Source organism: Gluconobacter sp. Dm-44 (genome assembly GCF_018256175.1).
Taxonomy (GTDB): domain Bacteria; phylum Pseudomonadota; class Alphaproteobacteria; order Acetobacterales; family Acetobacteraceae; genus Gluconobacter; species Gluconobacter cadivus.
Genome location: NZ_JAERLZ010000002.1, coordinates 272076 through 287615, shown reverse-complemented (window position 1 = coordinate 287615; position 15540 = coordinate 272076). Strand labels below are relative to the sequence as shown.

Sequence of the window (15540 nt, the reverse complement as noted above, 5' to 3'; positions counted from 1 at the left end):
CGCTTACTCGTCCCGGTAGCGGTAGCCGATGCCGTAGAGCGTCTCGATCTGGTTGAACTCGTCGTCCACCTGCCGGAACTTCTTCCGCACGCGTTTGATGTGGCTGTCGATCGTGCGGTCATCGACATAGATGTTGTCGCCATAGGCGGCATCAATGAGCTGATCGCGCGACTTCACCATCCCCGGCCGCAGGGCCAGAGCCTTGACCAGCAGGAACTCCGTGACCGTGAGCGCAATGTCCTGCCCGTCCCACAGACACTGATGACGCGTCTCGTCCAGCGAGAGCTTGCCCCGCACGATGGCGGAGCCGACGGCTGCCACACCCGTGGCCTCGGCCCGGCTGGCATCCTGACGACGCAGCAAAGCGCGGATACGCTCGATCAGCAGGCGCTGGGAGAACGGCTTGGTGATGTAGTCGTCAGCCCCCAGACGCAGGCCCATAAGCTGGTCCAGTTCCTCGTCCTTGGACGTCAGGAAAATAACCGGCAGGTTCGAGCGCGAGCGCAGGCGCTGGAGCAGTTCCATGCCGTCCATGCGCGGCATTTTCACATCCAGCACCGCAAGGCTGACGGGGCGCGACGTGATGCCCTGCAACGCGCTTTCGCCATCGGTATAGGTGTGGACGGTAAATCCTTCGGCTTCGAGCGTCATCTGAACCGACGCGAGAATGTTCCGGTCATCGTCCACCAGCGCGATAATCGGCGCGGCGGAAGCTCCGGGCGGCGTCTGCGAGGCAGGCGCGGGCGGCGCGTAGGGGGTTCGGGGCGTCTCCATAAGGGGTCCGTCTGCTGAGAACTGTTGCGGCTTTTTACCTATAACCCATGATCCATGATGGCGGAAAATAGGCTTTTCAATGACATGATGCGTCGTTATGCGACGGCGCAACCCTTGTCTTTAGGACAATCAGCGTTATCTCCTGAAGAAGAACGGGGCCGCATGATGGCCCGTCCCACCAAAGAAGGTCGTGACATGACAGACCACAACGCCTCGCCGGAAACGGCCCATGACGTGCCTGAACAGGGCGTCGAGACCTCCGGACACGAGACACCGGGCATGAACGAAACCGGCGGTGAAACGCTGGAAGAGACGACTCCCGAAGCCCGCATCGAAGCTCTTGAAGCCGAGGTTGCGGAACTCAAGGACCGCTGGGTCCGCTCCGAAGCCGAAAGCCAGAACATCCGCGCCCGCGCCAAGCGCGATATCGAGGATGCCCGCCAGTACGCCATCCAGAAATTCGCCCGCGATGTGGTGGAAGCCGCTGACAATCTTGAGCGCGGTCTGGCCTCCCTGCCCGCCAAGACAGAAGGCGAAGACGTCCTCATCACGAAGCTGCGTGAGGGAATCGAAGGCACGCAGCGCTCGTTCCTCGGCATTCTCGAGCGCAACGGCATCACCTGCGAAGACCCGACCGGCAAGCCGTTCGACGCCAACCTGCATCAGGCGATGGCGGAACAGCCATCCGACCAGCATCCGTCTGGCCATGTCATGCAGGCCTGGACGCCGGCATGGCTGCTCAAGGGCCGCCTGCTGAAGCCCGCCATGGTCGTGGTCGCCAAGGGCGAACCGGCTGCGGCACCGCAGGGCGTCGACACCACGGCCTAATTGGCCACAGGGGCCATTTTCTTTGCGGAACGGCAGCCGGGAACGGTTGGCGTTCCGCAACACCCTGCTAAAGTCGGCTCATGAGTCGCATACTTGTCATAAAACTCGGCGCGCTGGGCGATTTCGTTCAGGCTTTCGGCGCTTTCGCGTCCATCCGGGCCGCTTTCCCCCACGCCACGCTGACCCTTCTGACGACCGCGCCTTTCGTGGATCTGGCCCGCGCCGCGCCGTGGTTCGACGAGATCCTGACGGATGACCGCCCGTCGATGCGGAACCTGCCCGGACTATGGCGCCTGTCGCGCAAGCTGCGCGGTTATGACCGGGTCTTCGATCTTCAGACCTCGGGTCGCTCCAAAACCTATTTCCGCCTCGCAGGACAGCCTGCAAACTGGTCAGGCATTTCCGATGGCTGCTGCCATCCGCACGGCAATCCGTCTCGCAACGCTATGCACACGCTGGCCCGGCTGGACGATCAACTCCATGACGCGGGGGTCACGCCCCTGTCACGCAGTGTTCCGCGCTGGCTTCAGGGCCATGGGCCGGACATTGCTGCCCCCTATGCCGTTCTGGTACCGGGCGCAGCCCCTCACCGCCCTCAGAAACGCTGGCCCGCGCCCCGCTTTGCCGAAATCGCAAAATCCCTTGCCGCGAAGGGCATCCGTCCGGTCATCGTCGGAACCCGGACCGAAGCCCCGCTGGCTCAGGACATCCTGCACATCTGCCCAACCGCCCTCGACCTGACGGGCCAGACCACGATGGTTGAACTCGCGGGCGTGCTCGACCGTGCCTCCCTCGTGATTGGCAACGACACCGGCCCGATGCATCTGGCTGCCGCGATGGACACACCCTGCCTCACGCTGTTTGGCCCGGACAGCGATCCGCGCCTGACGGCCCCCCTCACCCTCACGTCCGGCAGAACAGAGCTGATCGTGGTGCCCGATCTGGCGATGCTGCCCGTGGAACGGGTCGAGACCTGCATGAACGCCTTGCTGTCCCGATGACCCGAATCCGCTGCGTCATGATGCAGAAGAACGAGGCGACCCTGCTGGAGCCTTGGATTCTATGGCACGCGGCGATTTTCGGCTTTCCCAGCCTGACCGTGATCGACAATGGGTCGACCGATCCCACCGTTCTGGAGATCCAGCGCCGCTATGAAGAAAAAGGCGTACGGATCATCCGCGATCACGCATCGCACAGCGATTTTCTGCATAAAGGCGAGGTCATTGCCGGGATCATCCGTCAGTGGGATGCAGAAGAGTCCTACGACTTTGCCATCCCGCTGGACTGCGACGAATTCCTGACGGTTTTTCTGGACCAGCTTTCGCTCGACCCTGACGTCATTCGGCGACAGTTCGACTATCTGAAGCAGGAAAACGCGACCTTCATTACCGAACGCCTGCTGCTGAACGTGCCAGAGGCGCCGGATTACTACCTGCCCCAGATCGTACGACGCAGTTTATTCAAAGCACGAACGATCGTCAGCCTGGACCGTGGCTTCCACAATCCCCAAAGCCGTTATCCCGAGCGCTATGTCCGTACGCCTTTCGTGCATCTCCATCTGCACAACCGCCCCGATTATGAAGATATCCGCCGCTTTGCGCGCCAGAAACTGACTGCCACAGACACAGGCGAAGCACTGGAACACCCTGCGGACGGGACACATCTTCACTTCTATTTCCGTACGGACGCCGAGGATTTTGCTGCCGCTTACCGACCCGTTCCGAATATTTATGCGCCCATAATCGCGCAGCGCTTCCGCGATCTGGGCGTCGATCCGGGCATTCTGCTGGGCACAGGAGAGAGCGTTCCGCACCCTCCCCTCAGCATCCCGTCCGGCTTTGTGGCACATCGGGCACGCGATGACGGGCAACAGCACGAGTATCGGGTTTTCGATCCGCTGTATTATGCCCGGAGCAATCCGGACGTGACGCAGGACGCCTATTACGGGATCTGGCCGCTCCTCCATTATGTCACGCTCGGATGGGACGAAGGACGGTCGTCCGATCCCCATGATGCGCCACCTCTGCTGATCCAAACGGACAAAGCGACCTGAAAACGGTTCGACTGTTCGTCTGGGGGTTGCGGCGGGACGGGGATTGAGGCCATTTACCCGTTCATTTTTCGGCAGAGCAATCTGCCGGTCCCACTCGCACAGGAGCGATCTCCATGCCCGCCATCACACTCCCCGACGGAAGCGTCCGCACATTCGACGGGACGGTGACGGGCACGACGATCGCCGCCTCCATCGGACCGGGCCTTGCCAAGGCTGCCATGGCGATGGAAGTGGACGGCAAGCCCGTCGATATCAGCACCGAAATCAGCAGCGACGCGTCCGTCAAGTTCGTCACCCGCAAGGATGAGGACGCGCTGGAAATGATCCGCCATGACGCGGCGCATGTTCTGGCTGAAGCCGTGCAGTCCCTGTGGCCTGAAACGCAGGTCACGATCGGGCCGAGCATCAAGGACGGGTTCTATTACGATTTCTCCCGCGAGAAGCCGTTCACCCCGGAAGACTTCCCGGCCATCGAAGAAAAGATGCGCGAGATCGTGGCGGCCAACACGCCGTTCGTCCGCGAGGTCTGGGACCGTGACGAGGCCATCCGCTTCTTCGAAGAGAAGGGCGAGGACTTCAAGGCCCAGCTGATTCAGGATCTGCCCGAAGACGAGCAGATCTCGATCTACCGTCAGGGCGAATGGCTCGACCTGTGTCGCGGCCCGCATCTGCGCACCACCGGTGATGTCGGCACGGCGTTCAAGCTGATGCGCGTGGCCGGGGCCTACTGGCGCGGCGACCATCGCAACCCCATGCTGACCCGCATCTACGGCACCGCCTGGCGCGACAAAAAGGAGCTGGATGCCCACCTCCTGCGCCTTGAAGAAGCCGAAAAGCGCGATCATCGCCGCATCGGCCGCGAGATGGACCTCTTCCACATTCAGGAAGAAGCCGTTGGACAGATCTTCTGGCACCGCAAGGGCTGGCGCCTCTACACAGTCCTCCAGGACTACATGCGCCGCGCGCAGGAACGGAACAACTACGAGGAAGTCCGCACCCCGCAGCTCGTGGACCGTGCGCTCTGGGAGGCTTCGGGCCACTGGGACAAGTATCGCGAGAACATGTTCATCGCGAGCGTCGAGGACGAAGACAAAACCCTCGCGCTGAAGCCCATGAACTGCCCGTGCCACGTGCAGATCTTCCGCCACGGCCTGCGTTCCTATCGTGAACTGCCGCTGCGGATGGCCGAATTCGGCGCTTGTCACCGTTACGAACCGTCGGGCGCGCTGCACGGCATTATGCGCGTGCGCGGCTTCACGCAGGACGACGCGCATATTTTCTGCACGGACGACCAGATCGCGGACGAAACCGCCAAGTTCGTGGCAATGCTGGCCGAGGTTTACACCGACCTCGGATTCGAGAGCTTCCGCGTGAAATTCTCGGACCGTCCGGAAACGCGGGCGGGTTCGGACGAGGTCTGGGATCGGGCGGAAGGCGCGCTCAAGAAAGCCTGCGAAATCGCGGGCGTCGAGTACGAATACAATCCGGGCGAAGGCGCGTTCTACGGCCCGAAGCTGGAATTCGTGCTGACGGACGCCATCGGCCGTGACTGGCAGTGCGGTACGCTTCAGGTGGACTATGTCCTGCCGGAACGTCTGGACGCCTCTTACATCGGCGAGGACAGCAACCGTCATCGTCCGGTTATGCTGCACCGCGCGATTCTCGGCAGTTTCGAGCGCTTCATCGGCATCCTGATCGAGCAGTATGCCGGCAAGTTCCCACTCTGGCTGGCACCGACGCAGGTTGTCGTAGCGTCCATCGTCTCCGATGCCGGCGATTATGCCAACGAAGTCGCCGCGACCCTCAAGGCCGCGGGACTCCAGGTCGAAACCGACATCCGTAGCGACAAGATCAACGCCAAGATCCGCGAACACAGCCTTGCGCGCGTTCCGGTCATTCTGGTCGTTGGTCGTCGCGAAGCCGAGGAACGCAAGGTCGCCATGCGGCGTCTGGGGGGCGCGACGCAGGAAATCCTGTCGCTCGACGAAGCCGTTGCGGCTCTCGCGAAAGAGGCTCAGGCCCCTGACATCGCGCGTGCGACAAAGGATTGAACGTAATCCCCTTGCACCGCGCGTAAGGCAGGACTATGTGCAGAAGGAACGGGATCGGAAATGGCCGTATCCCGCCTTTCTGCGTGAAGGCGGATACAGGCTGCCGGACCCGAACGAAACTGATGACAGGAGCTGACCATAGCTAGACCGCCGATGCAGGCCGCGCCCACCCGTGAAGGACCGCGCGTCAACGAGGAAATCCGTGTTCCGCAGGTTCGTCTGATTGACGAAGAAGGCGAAATGCAGGGCATCATGACGACCCGGGATGCCATGATGCGCGCTTTTTCGGTGGGTCTCGATCTGCTGGAAATCAGCCCAACCGCTGTTCCTCCTGTCGTGAAGATTCTCGACTACGGCAAGTTCAAGTATGAGCAGCAGAAGAAGAAGAACGAAGCCCGCAAGAAGCAGAAGGTCGTTGAGATCAAGGAAGTAAAGGTCCGTCCGGGTACGGGCGAGCACGACTTCCAGACGAAGCTCAAGGCCATTCACAGCTTTCTTGACGAAGGCGACAAGGTCAAGATTTCCCTGCGCTTCAAGGGCCGCGAAATGGCCCATCAGGAGCTCGGCATCAAGATGCTTGAGCGTATCCGACTGGAAGTCGAGGAAAAGGCGAAGGTGGAGCAGATGCCCCGCCTTGAAAACCGCCAGATGCTGATGGTGATCGCTCCCCGCTAAGGGAGAGGTCATCCAGAGACTGAAAAACCGGCCTCTCCTGAAAAGGAGACGGCCGGTTTTTTTATGCCCTGCGTCTTAAGCCGCTTCGGCCGCGAGATTCGTCCGATACAGCGCGACGAACTGCCGCAACAGACCCGCAATTTCGGCCACGGGGGTCTCCCAGTCTCCCGAACGTGGCTGACGGAAAATCCGCATACTGGGATACCACGGCGTCGTGGACGCAGTTTCGCCCCAGCGCCAGCAGGCGTCACTCCGCGAAATCATCCAGACCGGCAAACCGAGTCCACCCGCCAGATGCACCATGGACGTATCGACGCTGATCAGCAGATCCACACCATACAGCCGGGCCGCAGTATCGGCGAAATCCACAATCCCGTCCGTGACGTCAATCACGGGCAGTCCGGTTTCAGCAATCTGGTTTTTCGCAGCACCAAGCTGAAAACTGACGAACCGGATTCCCTCCACACCCATCAGAGGGGCAAGTTTCTCCAAAGACACACTTCGGCGGCGGTCCACCTGCGTGGCGACGGAATCATGAGGGCGCGGATCACCATTCCAGACCAGCCCAACGATCAGCTCGGGCTGGTCTGGCCTCTGCAACACGCTCTGTCGCAACGCGCCACCAACGCGTTCCTGTTCCTCAAAAGGTACGGACAGATACGGACAGTCTGGAGCCGTGTCTGGTGTCAGACCCAGACGCATCGGCAGACCGACCAGCGGACAATGCAGATCCAGAGGCAATGATGATTCAAGAACCGAGATGACCCTGTCAATGCCGTCCATCCGCTCCAGAAGCCGAACCAGCGTAGGCGGAACCTGCACTATGGTCGTCGCTCCAAGCGCCTTGAGCAGGGGCACGAAACGGATGAACTGAAGCGTATCGCCATAGCCCTGTTCGTGATGGATCAGGATGGTTTTGCCTGTCAGATCCTCTCCTTCCCAATGCGGGACGGAAAGATCCGTGCGCGGCGTCTGGCTGCACCGCCAGCGCCATTCATATTCCCGCCATCCAGCCTCGAAATTTCCGATTTTCAGAAGACTGACAGCCCGTCCGAAACGACAGACGCCGTTTTCCGGCGCCAGAGCAATGGCGCGATCATAATAGGGAAGCGACTCTTCACTCCGGCCAAGGCACTGGAGCGCGTGAGCAATATTATTGATGGCCGGGACATGATCCGCGCAAAGGGAATCGCCGGTTATGGCGTTCTCCAGAGCCTCGTCGAACACGCCTTTACGAGCCTGAACCAGACTCAGATCGACGTAATAAGGCGCTTCGGACGGTTTTTGCTGAATGGCGACCTTCAGAGCCCGCTCCGCCCCATCCAGATCGCCCCCTTCCAGACAGACAATTCCCAGACGATGCCAGATCCTCGGGGCGTTGACGTCCAGATGCAGGCTCTGGAGATAGAAGCGCCGCGCCTGCTGCCAGTCCCTGAGGCGTTCATACAGACATCCCGCCAGAAATGCGGAATGCGGTTCCTCAGGGAGGGTCTGAACGCCCTCGTTCAGCTTTTCGAATGCAGCAGATACGTCGCCCGCATCGGCCAGAGCGAGAATATCCTGTGCCAGCACACGGAAAGAATTGGGCATGAGGGCTCCTTTTTTTCCGTGGTAGCGAAAGCGCCCTAAGAAACCCTTAAAATCCTTCTCTTTTGCGCCCTGACAAATGCCCTACCGGCAGACAAGCCATTACTGCGACAGCTCTGCCTTGACGAAGACATTCACACGAACAGTCTGTTCATCAGGGCTGCGCTGCGGGGGCGCGGAATCGGCCATGCGGGCCGCCATGAGCATGACGGGACGCGGGCCCGGCTCCTGCGAGGAAATACGGACTTCACTCAGACGCACAAGGTGCAGACCGAGCGTCTGTGCGCTCTGCTCGGCCTGCTCGCGGACCTGTTTGAGCGCCGCTGTCCGGGCATCTTTGAGAAGCTGCTCACGGGTAGCATCGTCCAGAGACCAGTCCATCCCCTCCAGCATCAGGGACTGCGACTGGAGCTGCCCGGCCAGAGCGAGAAGCTGCACGGAATCCTTGCCACTGAGTTCAAGCTCCTGCTGGGCCGTCCAGCTTTTCGGCGCGTGTTCGGGCGTGTTCTCGTAAATGGAGTATCCCCCCGCCTTCGCTTCGATTCCCGCCTGACCGCCCGCGAGTTTGAGGGCTGCGGCCATCCGGGTATTCACGTCCTTCTGCGCCGTCGCGGCAGACGGGCTGTCGGCACGGACGGACAGGCGGATCGTCAGTTCCGTTGGCGCGGCATGGGCGGTGCCGGTCACGTTGAAATCAAGCTGGGTTGTAGTTTGAGTTGTCGTCTGGGGCATGTCAGCGGCCTGTGCTGTGGAGAACATCCCGGAAAGGGGAAGCGGAGACACGGCCAGAGCGGCCACCAGAAGCGGGGCTGGCCGGATCAGGGAGGAAAGACGGGTCATCGGATCTCCTGAAGACAGGTATCGTGTGGAACGCCCCGAAAAGAGCGGCGGACCAGCGCGTTAGCGCGGCCCGTCAGCGTGGCTCCGGAGCATGTTTCAGCAGGACCAACGCCCGACGCAGGCGTTCGATCCCTGCCCGGACATGCCCCTGTGTGCACAGCAGGTTTCCCTGCGCACGCAAATGACGCGCATCTTCCATCATCCCCAGCGCAATCGCACCGGAAGGAGCGGCCAGTTCTGCATCCACGCTTTTACGCAGCCGCGCGCAGTATTCCGCCGTTTCGGACGTGACCGAAATCGCGTCGTCCGAGCGCCCGGACGGCTGGTGCTGCGCCGGATGCAGGACCGGCGACGCGGCCAGACAGCCGAGCAGACAGAAAGCCGGGAGGATCACCGGCGAAGGAAGGGAAAGGCGCATTCAGGACTGTCTAACCCATTCCAGCTAAGCACAGAGTGGGGCTGGCATGAAACTTCCGTCATCCAGCTTTCAAAGCAGGCGCCACAATCGGCAGAAGCAGCGTCGCGGAAAGACCCTGATCCCCGTTTTTCAGTTCAAGCGCACCGCCATGCAGGCTCATGACAGCCTGTACGAGCGACAGGCCAAGCCCGGCCCCCGGCGTGTTGCGAGCCGCTTCGGCACGGAAAAAGCGTTCGGAAGCGCGGCCAAGATCGTCCTCGCTCATTCCCGGCCCCTGATCAGCAACGGTAATGGCCAGCCGATCATCCCGCATGTCCACCGACAGGGTAATGGCCGTGTCGGGCGGTGCGAACTTGATGGCATTGTCCAGCAGATTGGCGACGGCCTGTTGCAGCAGATGCGGGTCGCCATTGACCGGCCGCACACTCCCGGCCCTGAAGACAAGTCGTAATCCGGCATCTTCGACGGACGCCTCATAAAGCTCGCTCAGCCCTTCCAGAAGGGAGCGCACATCCAGAATCGTGAAAGCCGCCCGTCTTGCCCCCGCCTCAAGCTGTGCGATTCGCAGCAGAGCCTCGAAAATCGACGTCACTCGATCGAGATCCATAACCGCGCGATCAATCGCGGCATGAAGTTCCTCGGCAGAGGTGGCGGTACGATTGGCGTCTTCAAGTCGCGCGCGAGCACGGGCGATAGGGGTTCGCAGGTCATGAGCGATGGCGTTGGAGACCTGTTTGACGCCGTCCATCAGACGGTTGATCCGCTCCAGCATGGTGTTGACGGTCTGCGCCACCAGATCGGTTTCGTTGCCCGTCAGAGGGATGCGCTGGCTCAGATCGCCCTGCGCCACCGCCGCCGTCGTGCGCGCGATGGAGCGGACGACCTGCCGGAAAATCCTGCGGATCGCCAGCGCCCCGCCTGCCGCCAGAAGCGACACCATGACCCACGCCCAGATCAGCGTGTCGGTCAGAACGTGCCGGACGAGCGGACGCCCGCGCACATCGCGCCCCACGATCATCCGAAACCCCTGCGTCAGGGCATAGGCGTGCATCTTGGCATTAGTGCGAAAGCCGTCGCGCTTGATGGCCAGCTCATAAAACTGGTCCATCTGGCTGATGACAACCGGCCATCCGGGTAGATTTCCGGCATATTTACGCCCGTCAGGACCAACCAGAAGATACAGCTCGTCATCATCGACGTTCTGGTCCAGCCGGTCCTGAATGGCGAGGCTGAGCGCGGGCGGCCCACCCTGTGCCCAGCGATGGGAGAGATCAGCCGCATCGACCTGCACCGCCAGTTCCACCTGACGGTCCAGCTGGCCGGTCGTGTTCCACCAGATGAAGGACAGGAACGCCCCGGCCGAAATCACGAACACCAGCCCGTAGGCCAGAGCAAAGTTCAGTCCGGCCGAGCGAACCGGCCAGCGCAGGCGCCGTTTCAGGAGCAGCCAGAAACAGCGGACCTTACGCAGGAGCATTCCCAATCAGTCCGCCCGCAGGATATAGCCCGCATTGCGGATCGTGTGAATCATGGGCTTGTCGAACGGCTTGTCCACCTTCTGGCGCAGGCGCGAGACATGCACGTCGATCACGTTAGTCTGCGGGTCGAAATGATAGTCCCACACGCGCTCAAGCAACATGGTGCGGGTCACGACCTGCCCGGCATGGCGGATCAGGAACTCCAGAAGGCGGAACTCGCGCGGCTGAAGATCAATCTTCTCGCCGCCCCGCTTGACGGTCCGCGACAGCAGATCCATCTCCAGATCACCCACGACCAGCCGCGTCTGCGGCGCGCTTTCGGGGCGACCACGACGGCCCAGCGCCTCGACACGCGCCAGAAGTTCGGAAAAGGCGAAGGGCTTGGTCATATAGTCGTCGCCGCCGGCCTTGAGGCCTGCAACGCGCTCGTCCACATCCGCCAGCGCCGACAGCAGCAGGACCGGCGTTGCATTTTTCTGACCGCGCAGGGTTTCCAGAATCCGCAATCCGTCGATGCCACCCGGCAGCATCCGGTCCAGAATTACGACGTCATAGTTCTCGCTGACCGCCAGAAACAGGCCGTCCTTTCCGTTATCCGCCTCGTCAACGACATGCCCGGCTTCCCGAAGCCCCTTGAGCACGAAAGCACGGACCGTCGGATCATCCTCGACCAGCAGGATACGCATCGTTGTCTCTCTTCCTTCCGAACGCAGTCTCGCCGTTCCTTGCCAGAAAGAATACCGGCTTGAAGGACGCCGTCAAACGCCGTTGTTACAGAACAGACTGCCTAGCGGGGAATTGCGTTGTCAAACGCATCCTGCTGCGCGTCGCGCAGGGACGAGGCGCTGATCGGCCCCCATGAGAACGGGGAGGCCTCCGAGAGCCCGTCGCGATAACCGCTCTGCCCACGCGACGGCGGCACGGCACTGCACCCGGCAAGCAGGACCAGAGCGCACAGACCGACTAACCTGCGGAGTGACTCAATCATCCGCATCCTGCGGACGCGGACCAATATGAATGGGCAGTGTCAGAGACTGTTTGCCGCGCCTGATGCGGAAACTCAGAACCACGCCCGGACGCGCCGCCGCGATACTGCGCAGAAGCATCCGCGCGCTGGTGACGGGAACATTGTCCACCTGCGTCACGATATCGCCCCGCCGAAGCCCGCCCTTCTGAGCCGGGCCACCGTTATCGACACCGGCAATCCCGATCGCGGTGTCGCCATCATCCAGTGTAATGCCGAGCCAGCCATGTTCGGCATGGCCCGTCGCCTCGATTTCCGCGACGATCGGGGCCACGATTTCGGACGGAATGCCGAACCCGATCCCCACAGACCCGCCCGCAGGCGTCACGATGGCGGCATTCACGGCCACGACCTGCCCGCGCATGTTGAAGGCCGGGCCACCTGAATTGCCGGGATTGATCGGAGCATCAAGCTGAATGAAGTCGTCAAGCGACCCGATCCCCAGATCGCGCCCGACCGCCGAGACAATCCCCGCCGTGACGGACGATCCGAACCCGAACGGATTGCCCGCGACGAGAATCCAGTCCCCGATATCGGTCTGCTGGCTGTCGCCCCAGGTGACATGCGGAAGCGGCTCGGGGCTGTCGACCTTGATGACGGCAATATCCGTCAGCGGATCGGCCCCCAGCAGACGCGCCGGCATTTCATGCCCGTTGGACAGCGAGACCACGACCTTGTCCGCCCCGCCAACGACATGGCGGTTGGTCACGATGATCCCGGACGGATCGACGATAAAACCCGATCCCGCGCCGACCATTTCTTCCTGCTGGCGTTTCATCCGGTCCCGGTAGCGCTTTTCCAGCGGGGTGCCGCGGATCTGGGGCGGAATATGATCGTGGCCGTCGGGGCTGTTCTGGGTGATGGCGATGTTGACGACGGCCGGGATCACCTGCCGCACCAGCGGGGCGAAACTTAAGGGACCATATTTAACCAGAAGCGGCGGCAAAGCGGGGGCCGGAGCCGGGACGACGGCGGGCTGTGTGGGGATGCCATGCGCGTCCGTGTTTTCGCCTGCGACGATGCGGTCAGGGATGATGGTCGGGAGCAGTTTCGGCGCGGGAGCCGGCATGGCCGCCGACTTCTGCGGCTGTTCCACGGGGTGTGCAACGCTCTGCGGGCTGTTGCCATGACCGCGCAGGACCAGCATCAGCCCCACCGTCATCACAGTGGCCGTTCCGGCACCGATCGCAGCAGCCTGCAGGGTGCGGTTCATGGGAAACAGGACAGGAACATCGTCATACCGAATCTGCTAACACAGAATTGTTCCACATCCCAAGATCCTGACGATTCAGCGCCCCTGCTGGGATTTCGAACGCGGTTTCGGCGGCTCTGCCGTCGCAGGATCTTCGGGCCAGTCATGACGGGGATAGCGGCCGCGCATGTCCCGGCGCATATCGGCCCAGCTTCCTTTCCAGAAGCCTTCCAGATCCGCCGTGATCGCCTGCGGACGCCCGGCGGGAGACAGCAGCGCGCATTGCAGGGCAAGCTGTCCATCCGCGAGTTCCGGCGTCCGGGCCGTCCCGTAAAAGGCCTGCGCACGGGCGGAAACCGTAGGAACCGCGCCGGTATAGTCAATATCGTGCGTGCTGGCCTTCAGCGTCAGGCGCGGCGGGAGCTTGCGGTCCAGCGCGGACAAATCGGCATAGTCCAGCCGCGCGCGCAGGATGGACAGCAGGTCCAGCGCCCTGACCTGCGCGAGCCGGTCAAATCCCGCAAGATATGGCTCCAGCCACTCCAGAGACGCCGTCAGACCGCCGTCGGACAGGTCGGGCAGATGCGGCGCATAGGTCGCGCGGGCATGGGCCACACGGGCCTGAAACTGACGCCCGGCCTCCGTCCATGTCAGAGCCTGCGCCGGAGTCGCGGCGATCTCCTGCAAGAGAAGGCTCTGCGCCTCCTCGGGGCTGATCTCGCCGTTGCGGTCACGCAGGACCAGAGCGCCCAGACGGAGCCTACGACGGGCGATAATGCGACCGGATGTCCCGTCCAGCGTCGTCTCGACCTGCTCGCGGGTCCGGTCCAGAAGGGTCTGGGGCAGGTTTTCAGCATCCAGCGGGGCTGCGAGCGTGATTTCCGTTGAAGTCCGCGTGTGAAACGCCGCCCCGGCCAGCAGTTTCTCGCGGGCCAGCGGGTCATTGGCCGAAACGCGGGCACTTCCCCCACCTGCCAAACGGAAACGCCCAAGCTCGCCCGCTGCCTGCGCCACACGATCCGGGAAACCAGCGGCCAGCAGCGCCCCCGCATGGTCCGGCAGCGGGATAAGCGGCACGTCCCGCTCTCCCATCCGGCGCAGGAAGCGTTTGGCGGACTGACGCATATGGAACAGGCTGGCCCGGTCCGCGCGCGGGTCATCGCGCTCGAACAGGGCGAAGCGAACGCGGATATCAGCACCCGGCGCGGGGCCGGAAGGGCGGTTCGGACGTGGACGGAGCGGATCGCGCTCCTCCAGCAGAGCCGCCAGACAGGCCGCCGTCACGCGCTCCGGCAGGGTCCGGGCTGCGCACAGCATCGCGGCCAGACGCGGATGCGTGCCGAGGGACGCCATGCGTTTGCCAAGCGCCGTAATACGGTTGGCATCATCCAGCGCGCCGAGTTCGCGCAACAGTTCGCGCCCGCCCGCCAAAACGCCGGAAGGGGGCGTGTCCAGCAGCGGCAGACTGTCCGGAGCCGTTCCCATGACCTCCTGCCAGGCGGCGGTGACGAGCGCGAAATCCGTCAGATCGGCCACGAGAATTTCCGGCGCCTCCTGCGGGCGCAGGCTGCGCTGCGTCATCTCCGACCACAGGCGGATGGCAATGCCCGGAGACTGCCGCCCCGCACGGCCTGCACGCTGGGTGGCAGTGGCGCGGGAAATCTTCAGCGTTTCCAACCGCGACAGGCCCGTATTCGGGTCAAGCCGCGGGGCCCGGCGCAGACCACCATCCACAACAATCCGCACGCCCGAAACCGTGACGGACGTCTCAGCAATGGACGTCGCCAGCACAACGCGGCGCATGTCAGACGGCGCGATGGCGCGATCCTGATCTTCGGTCGTCTGCTCGCCGTGCAGCGGAAAAACGGGGACTGTGCCGTCCAGCAGCGCCTGTATCCGCCGGATTTCGCCAACGCCGGGCAGAAAGGCAAGAATATCGCCGTCTTCTTCCGCAAGAGCCTGACGTATCGCGCGAGCGCAGGCTTCGGGCAGGTCCCGCATGTGGGGAATATCGCGGGTATGGCGGATGTCGATGGGGAACTGGCGGCCTTCGCTCTCGATCAGCGGAGCGTTCATCAGCGTCGTGAACGCCCGGCCATCGGGCGTGGCCGACATGGCCAGAATCCGCAGATCCGGCCGCATTTCGCGTTGCATGTCCAGACAGAACGCCAGCGCCGCATCCAGATCGAGCGAGCGTTCATGCACTTCATCGAACAGCACCGCGCCCACACCCTCCAGCAGCGGATCGGTCAGCAGACGGCGCAGGAGCAGCCCTTCGGTCACGACTTCGATGCGCGTTCTGGCAGACATTGCGGAATCGGTCCGCGTGCGGAACCCCACGATACCGCCCGGCTTTTCACCCAGCGACGACGCCATGCGCGAGGCCGCTCCACGCACCGCCACGCGACGCGGCTCCACGAGGATCAGGCGCTGCGTGCCGAGCCACGGCGCGTCCAGAAGAGCGAGCGGCGTCAGCGTCGTCTTGCCCGCACCCGGAGGCGCGACGAGGACGGCGTTGGGCTGCGTCTGCAACGTCGCCAGAAGCTCCGGCAGAATCGCCGTGACGGGAAGTTCGGGAGGAAGAATGAAGGTCAGAACGCAGCCCCCGCACCGGCACACC

14 protein-coding genes are annotated in these 15540 nt (G+C 62.8%); 5 read left to right on the top strand and 9 right to left on the bottom strand.

Translation table 11 applies throughout. The features are described from left to right. Nucleotides 1–3 precede the first annotated feature (3 nt). Complete coding sequence (locus JK213_RS04375; protein WP_062031216.1) at nt 4–774, bottom strand: response regulator transcription factor; 771 nt, start codon at nt 772–774, stop codon at nt 4–6. 162 nt (nt 775–936) lie between these two features. Here JK213_RS04375 and JK213_RS04370 point away from each other — a divergent pair, with 162 nt between their 5' ends. The 5 genes from JK213_RS04370 to infC all read left to right on the top strand — a co-directional run bounded on the left by JK213_RS04370 (nt 937) and on the right by infC (nt 6381). Further along, on the top strand, nt 937–1602 hold the full coding sequence (locus JK213_RS04370; RefSeq protein ID WP_194261172.1) for a nucleotide exchange factor GrpE: 666 nt from the start codon (nt 937–939) through the stop codon (nt 1600–1602). Between the two features lie 80 nt (nt 1603–1682). Further along, entirely contained in the window at nt 1683–2603 is a 921-nt protein-coding gene (locus JK213_RS04365) for a glycosyltransferase family 9 protein (protein ID WP_194261171.1), read from the top strand. A 17-nt stretch (nt 2604–2620) separates the two neighbouring features. After that, entirely contained in the window at nt 2621–3655 is a 1035-nt protein-coding gene (locus JK213_RS04360) for a glycosyltransferase family 2 protein (protein ID WP_249200403.1), read from the top strand. A gap of 113 nt (nt 3656–3768) precedes the next feature. After that, complete coding sequence (gene thrS / locus JK213_RS04355) at nt 3769–5706, top strand: threonine--tRNA ligase (RefSeq protein WP_194261169.1); 1938 nt, start codon at nt 3769–3771, stop codon at nt 5704–5706. A gap of 153 nt (nt 5707–5859) precedes the next feature. Then, on the top strand, nt 5860–6381 hold the full coding sequence (infC, locus tag JK213_RS04350; RefSeq protein WP_099285755.1) for a translation initiation factor IF-3: 522 nt from the start codon (nt 5860–5862) through the stop codon (nt 6379–6381). A 75-nt stretch (nt 6382–6456) separates the two neighbouring features. On the opposite strand, the gene JK213_RS04345 is transcribed toward infC, so the two are convergent. From JK213_RS04345 to hrpB, 8 genes are all read right to left on the bottom strand, one after another. Beyond that, nucleotides 6457–7971 carry a tetratricopeptide repeat protein gene (locus tag JK213_RS04345; protein ID WP_194261168.1) on the bottom strand — a complete coding sequence of 505 codons (1515 nt, stop codon included), beginning with the start codon at nt 7969–7971 and terminating at the stop codon, nt 6457–6459. Between the two features lie 99 nt (nt 7972–8070). Beyond that, complete coding sequence (locus tag JK213_RS04340; protein WP_194261167.1) at nt 8071–8808, bottom strand: SIMPL domain-containing protein; 738 nt, start codon at nt 8806–8808, stop codon at nt 8071–8073. Nucleotides 8809–8881: 73 nt separating this feature from the next. Next, nucleotides 8882–9226: a hypothetical protein gene (locus JK213_RS04335; RefSeq protein WP_194261166.1), complete on the bottom strand. Its 345-nt coding sequence runs from the start codon at nt 9224–9226 to the stop codon at nt 8882–8884. A gap of 58 nt (nt 9227–9284) precedes the next feature. Next, nucleotides 9285–10703 (bottom strand): ATP-binding protein, encoded by a 1419-nt coding sequence (locus JK213_RS04330; protein WP_194261165.1) that lies wholly within the window; start codon nt 10701–10703, stop codon nt 9285–9287. A gap of 6 nt (nt 10704–10709) precedes the next feature. Further along, nucleotides 10710–11390: a response regulator transcription factor gene (locus JK213_RS04325; protein ID WP_011252400.1), complete on the bottom strand. Its 681-nt coding sequence runs from the start codon at nt 11388–11390 to the stop codon at nt 10710–10712. Nucleotides 11391–11491: 101 nt separating this feature from the next. Beyond that, nucleotides 11492–11692, bottom strand: coding sequence for a hypothetical protein (locus JK213_RS04320; protein ID WP_194261164.1), 201 nt, complete (start codon nt 11690–11692; stop codon nt 11492–11494). Next, a complete protein-coding gene (locus JK213_RS04315; RefSeq protein WP_194261163.1) occupies nt 11685–12941 on the bottom strand; it encodes a S1C family serine protease in 1257 nt (418 codons plus the stop codon). Before JK213_RS04315 ends, JK213_RS04320 begins: the two co-directional genes overlap by 8 nt. A 75-nt stretch (nt 12942–13016) precedes the next feature. Further along, nucleotides 13017–15539, bottom strand: a complete 2523-nt coding sequence (gene hrpB / locus JK213_RS04310; RefSeq protein WP_322783009.1) for an ATP-dependent helicase HrpB — start codon at nt 15537–15539, stop codon at nt 13017–13019. Nucleotide 15540 lies beyond the last annotated feature (1 nt).

What these genes read in the sequence shown, in the direction of transcription:
- JK213_RS04375 (WP_062031216.1), bottom strand. Translation starts at nt 774, where the DNA reads ATGGAGACGCCCCGAACCCCCTACGCGCCGCCCGCGCCTGCCTCGCAG.
- JK213_RS04370 (WP_194261172.1), top strand. Translation starts at nt 937, where the DNA reads ATGATGGCCCGTCCCACCAAAGAAGGTCGTGACATGACAGACCACAAC.
- JK213_RS04365 (WP_194261171.1), top strand. Translation starts at nt 1,683, where the DNA reads ATGAGTCGCATACTTGTCATAAAACTCGGCGCGCTGGGCGATTTCGTT.
- JK213_RS04360 (WP_249200403.1), top strand. Translation starts at nt 2,621, where the DNA reads ATGATGCAGAAGAACGAGGCGACCCTGCTGGAGCCTTGGATTCTATGG.
- thrS (WP_194261169.1), top strand. Translation starts at nt 3,769, where the DNA reads ATGCCCGCCATCACACTCCCCGACGGAAGCGTCCGCACATTCGACGGG.
- infC (WP_099285755.1), top strand. Translation starts at nt 5,860, where the DNA reads ATGCAGGCCGCGCCCACCCGTGAAGGACCGCGCGTCAACGAGGAAATC.
- JK213_RS04345 (WP_194261168.1), bottom strand. Translation starts at nt 7,971, where the DNA reads ATGCCCAATTCTTTCCGTGTGCTGGCACAGGATATTCTCGCTCTGGCC.
- JK213_RS04340 (WP_194261167.1), bottom strand. Translation starts at nt 8,808, where the DNA reads ATGACCCGTCTTTCCTCCCTGATCCGGCCAGCCCCGCTTCTGGTGGCC.
- JK213_RS04335 (WP_194261166.1), bottom strand. Translation starts at nt 9,226, where the DNA reads ATGCGCCTTTCCCTTCCTTCGCCGGTGATCCTCCCGGCTTTCTGTCTG.
- JK213_RS04330 (WP_194261165.1), bottom strand. Translation starts at nt 10,703, where the DNA reads ATGCTCCTGCGTAAGGTCCGCTGTTTCTGGCTGCTCCTGAAACGGCGC.
- JK213_RS04325 (WP_011252400.1), bottom strand. Translation starts at nt 11,390, where the DNA reads ATGCGTATCCTGCTGGTCGAGGATGATCCGACGGTCCGTGCTTTCGTG.
- JK213_RS04320 (WP_194261164.1), bottom strand. Translation starts at nt 11,692, where the DNA reads ATGATTGAGTCACTCCGCAGGTTAGTCGGTCTGTGCGCTCTGGTCCTG.
- JK213_RS04315 (WP_194261163.1), bottom strand. Translation starts at nt 12,941, where the DNA reads ATGAACCGCACCCTGCAGGCTGCTGCGATCGGTGCCGGAACGGCCACT.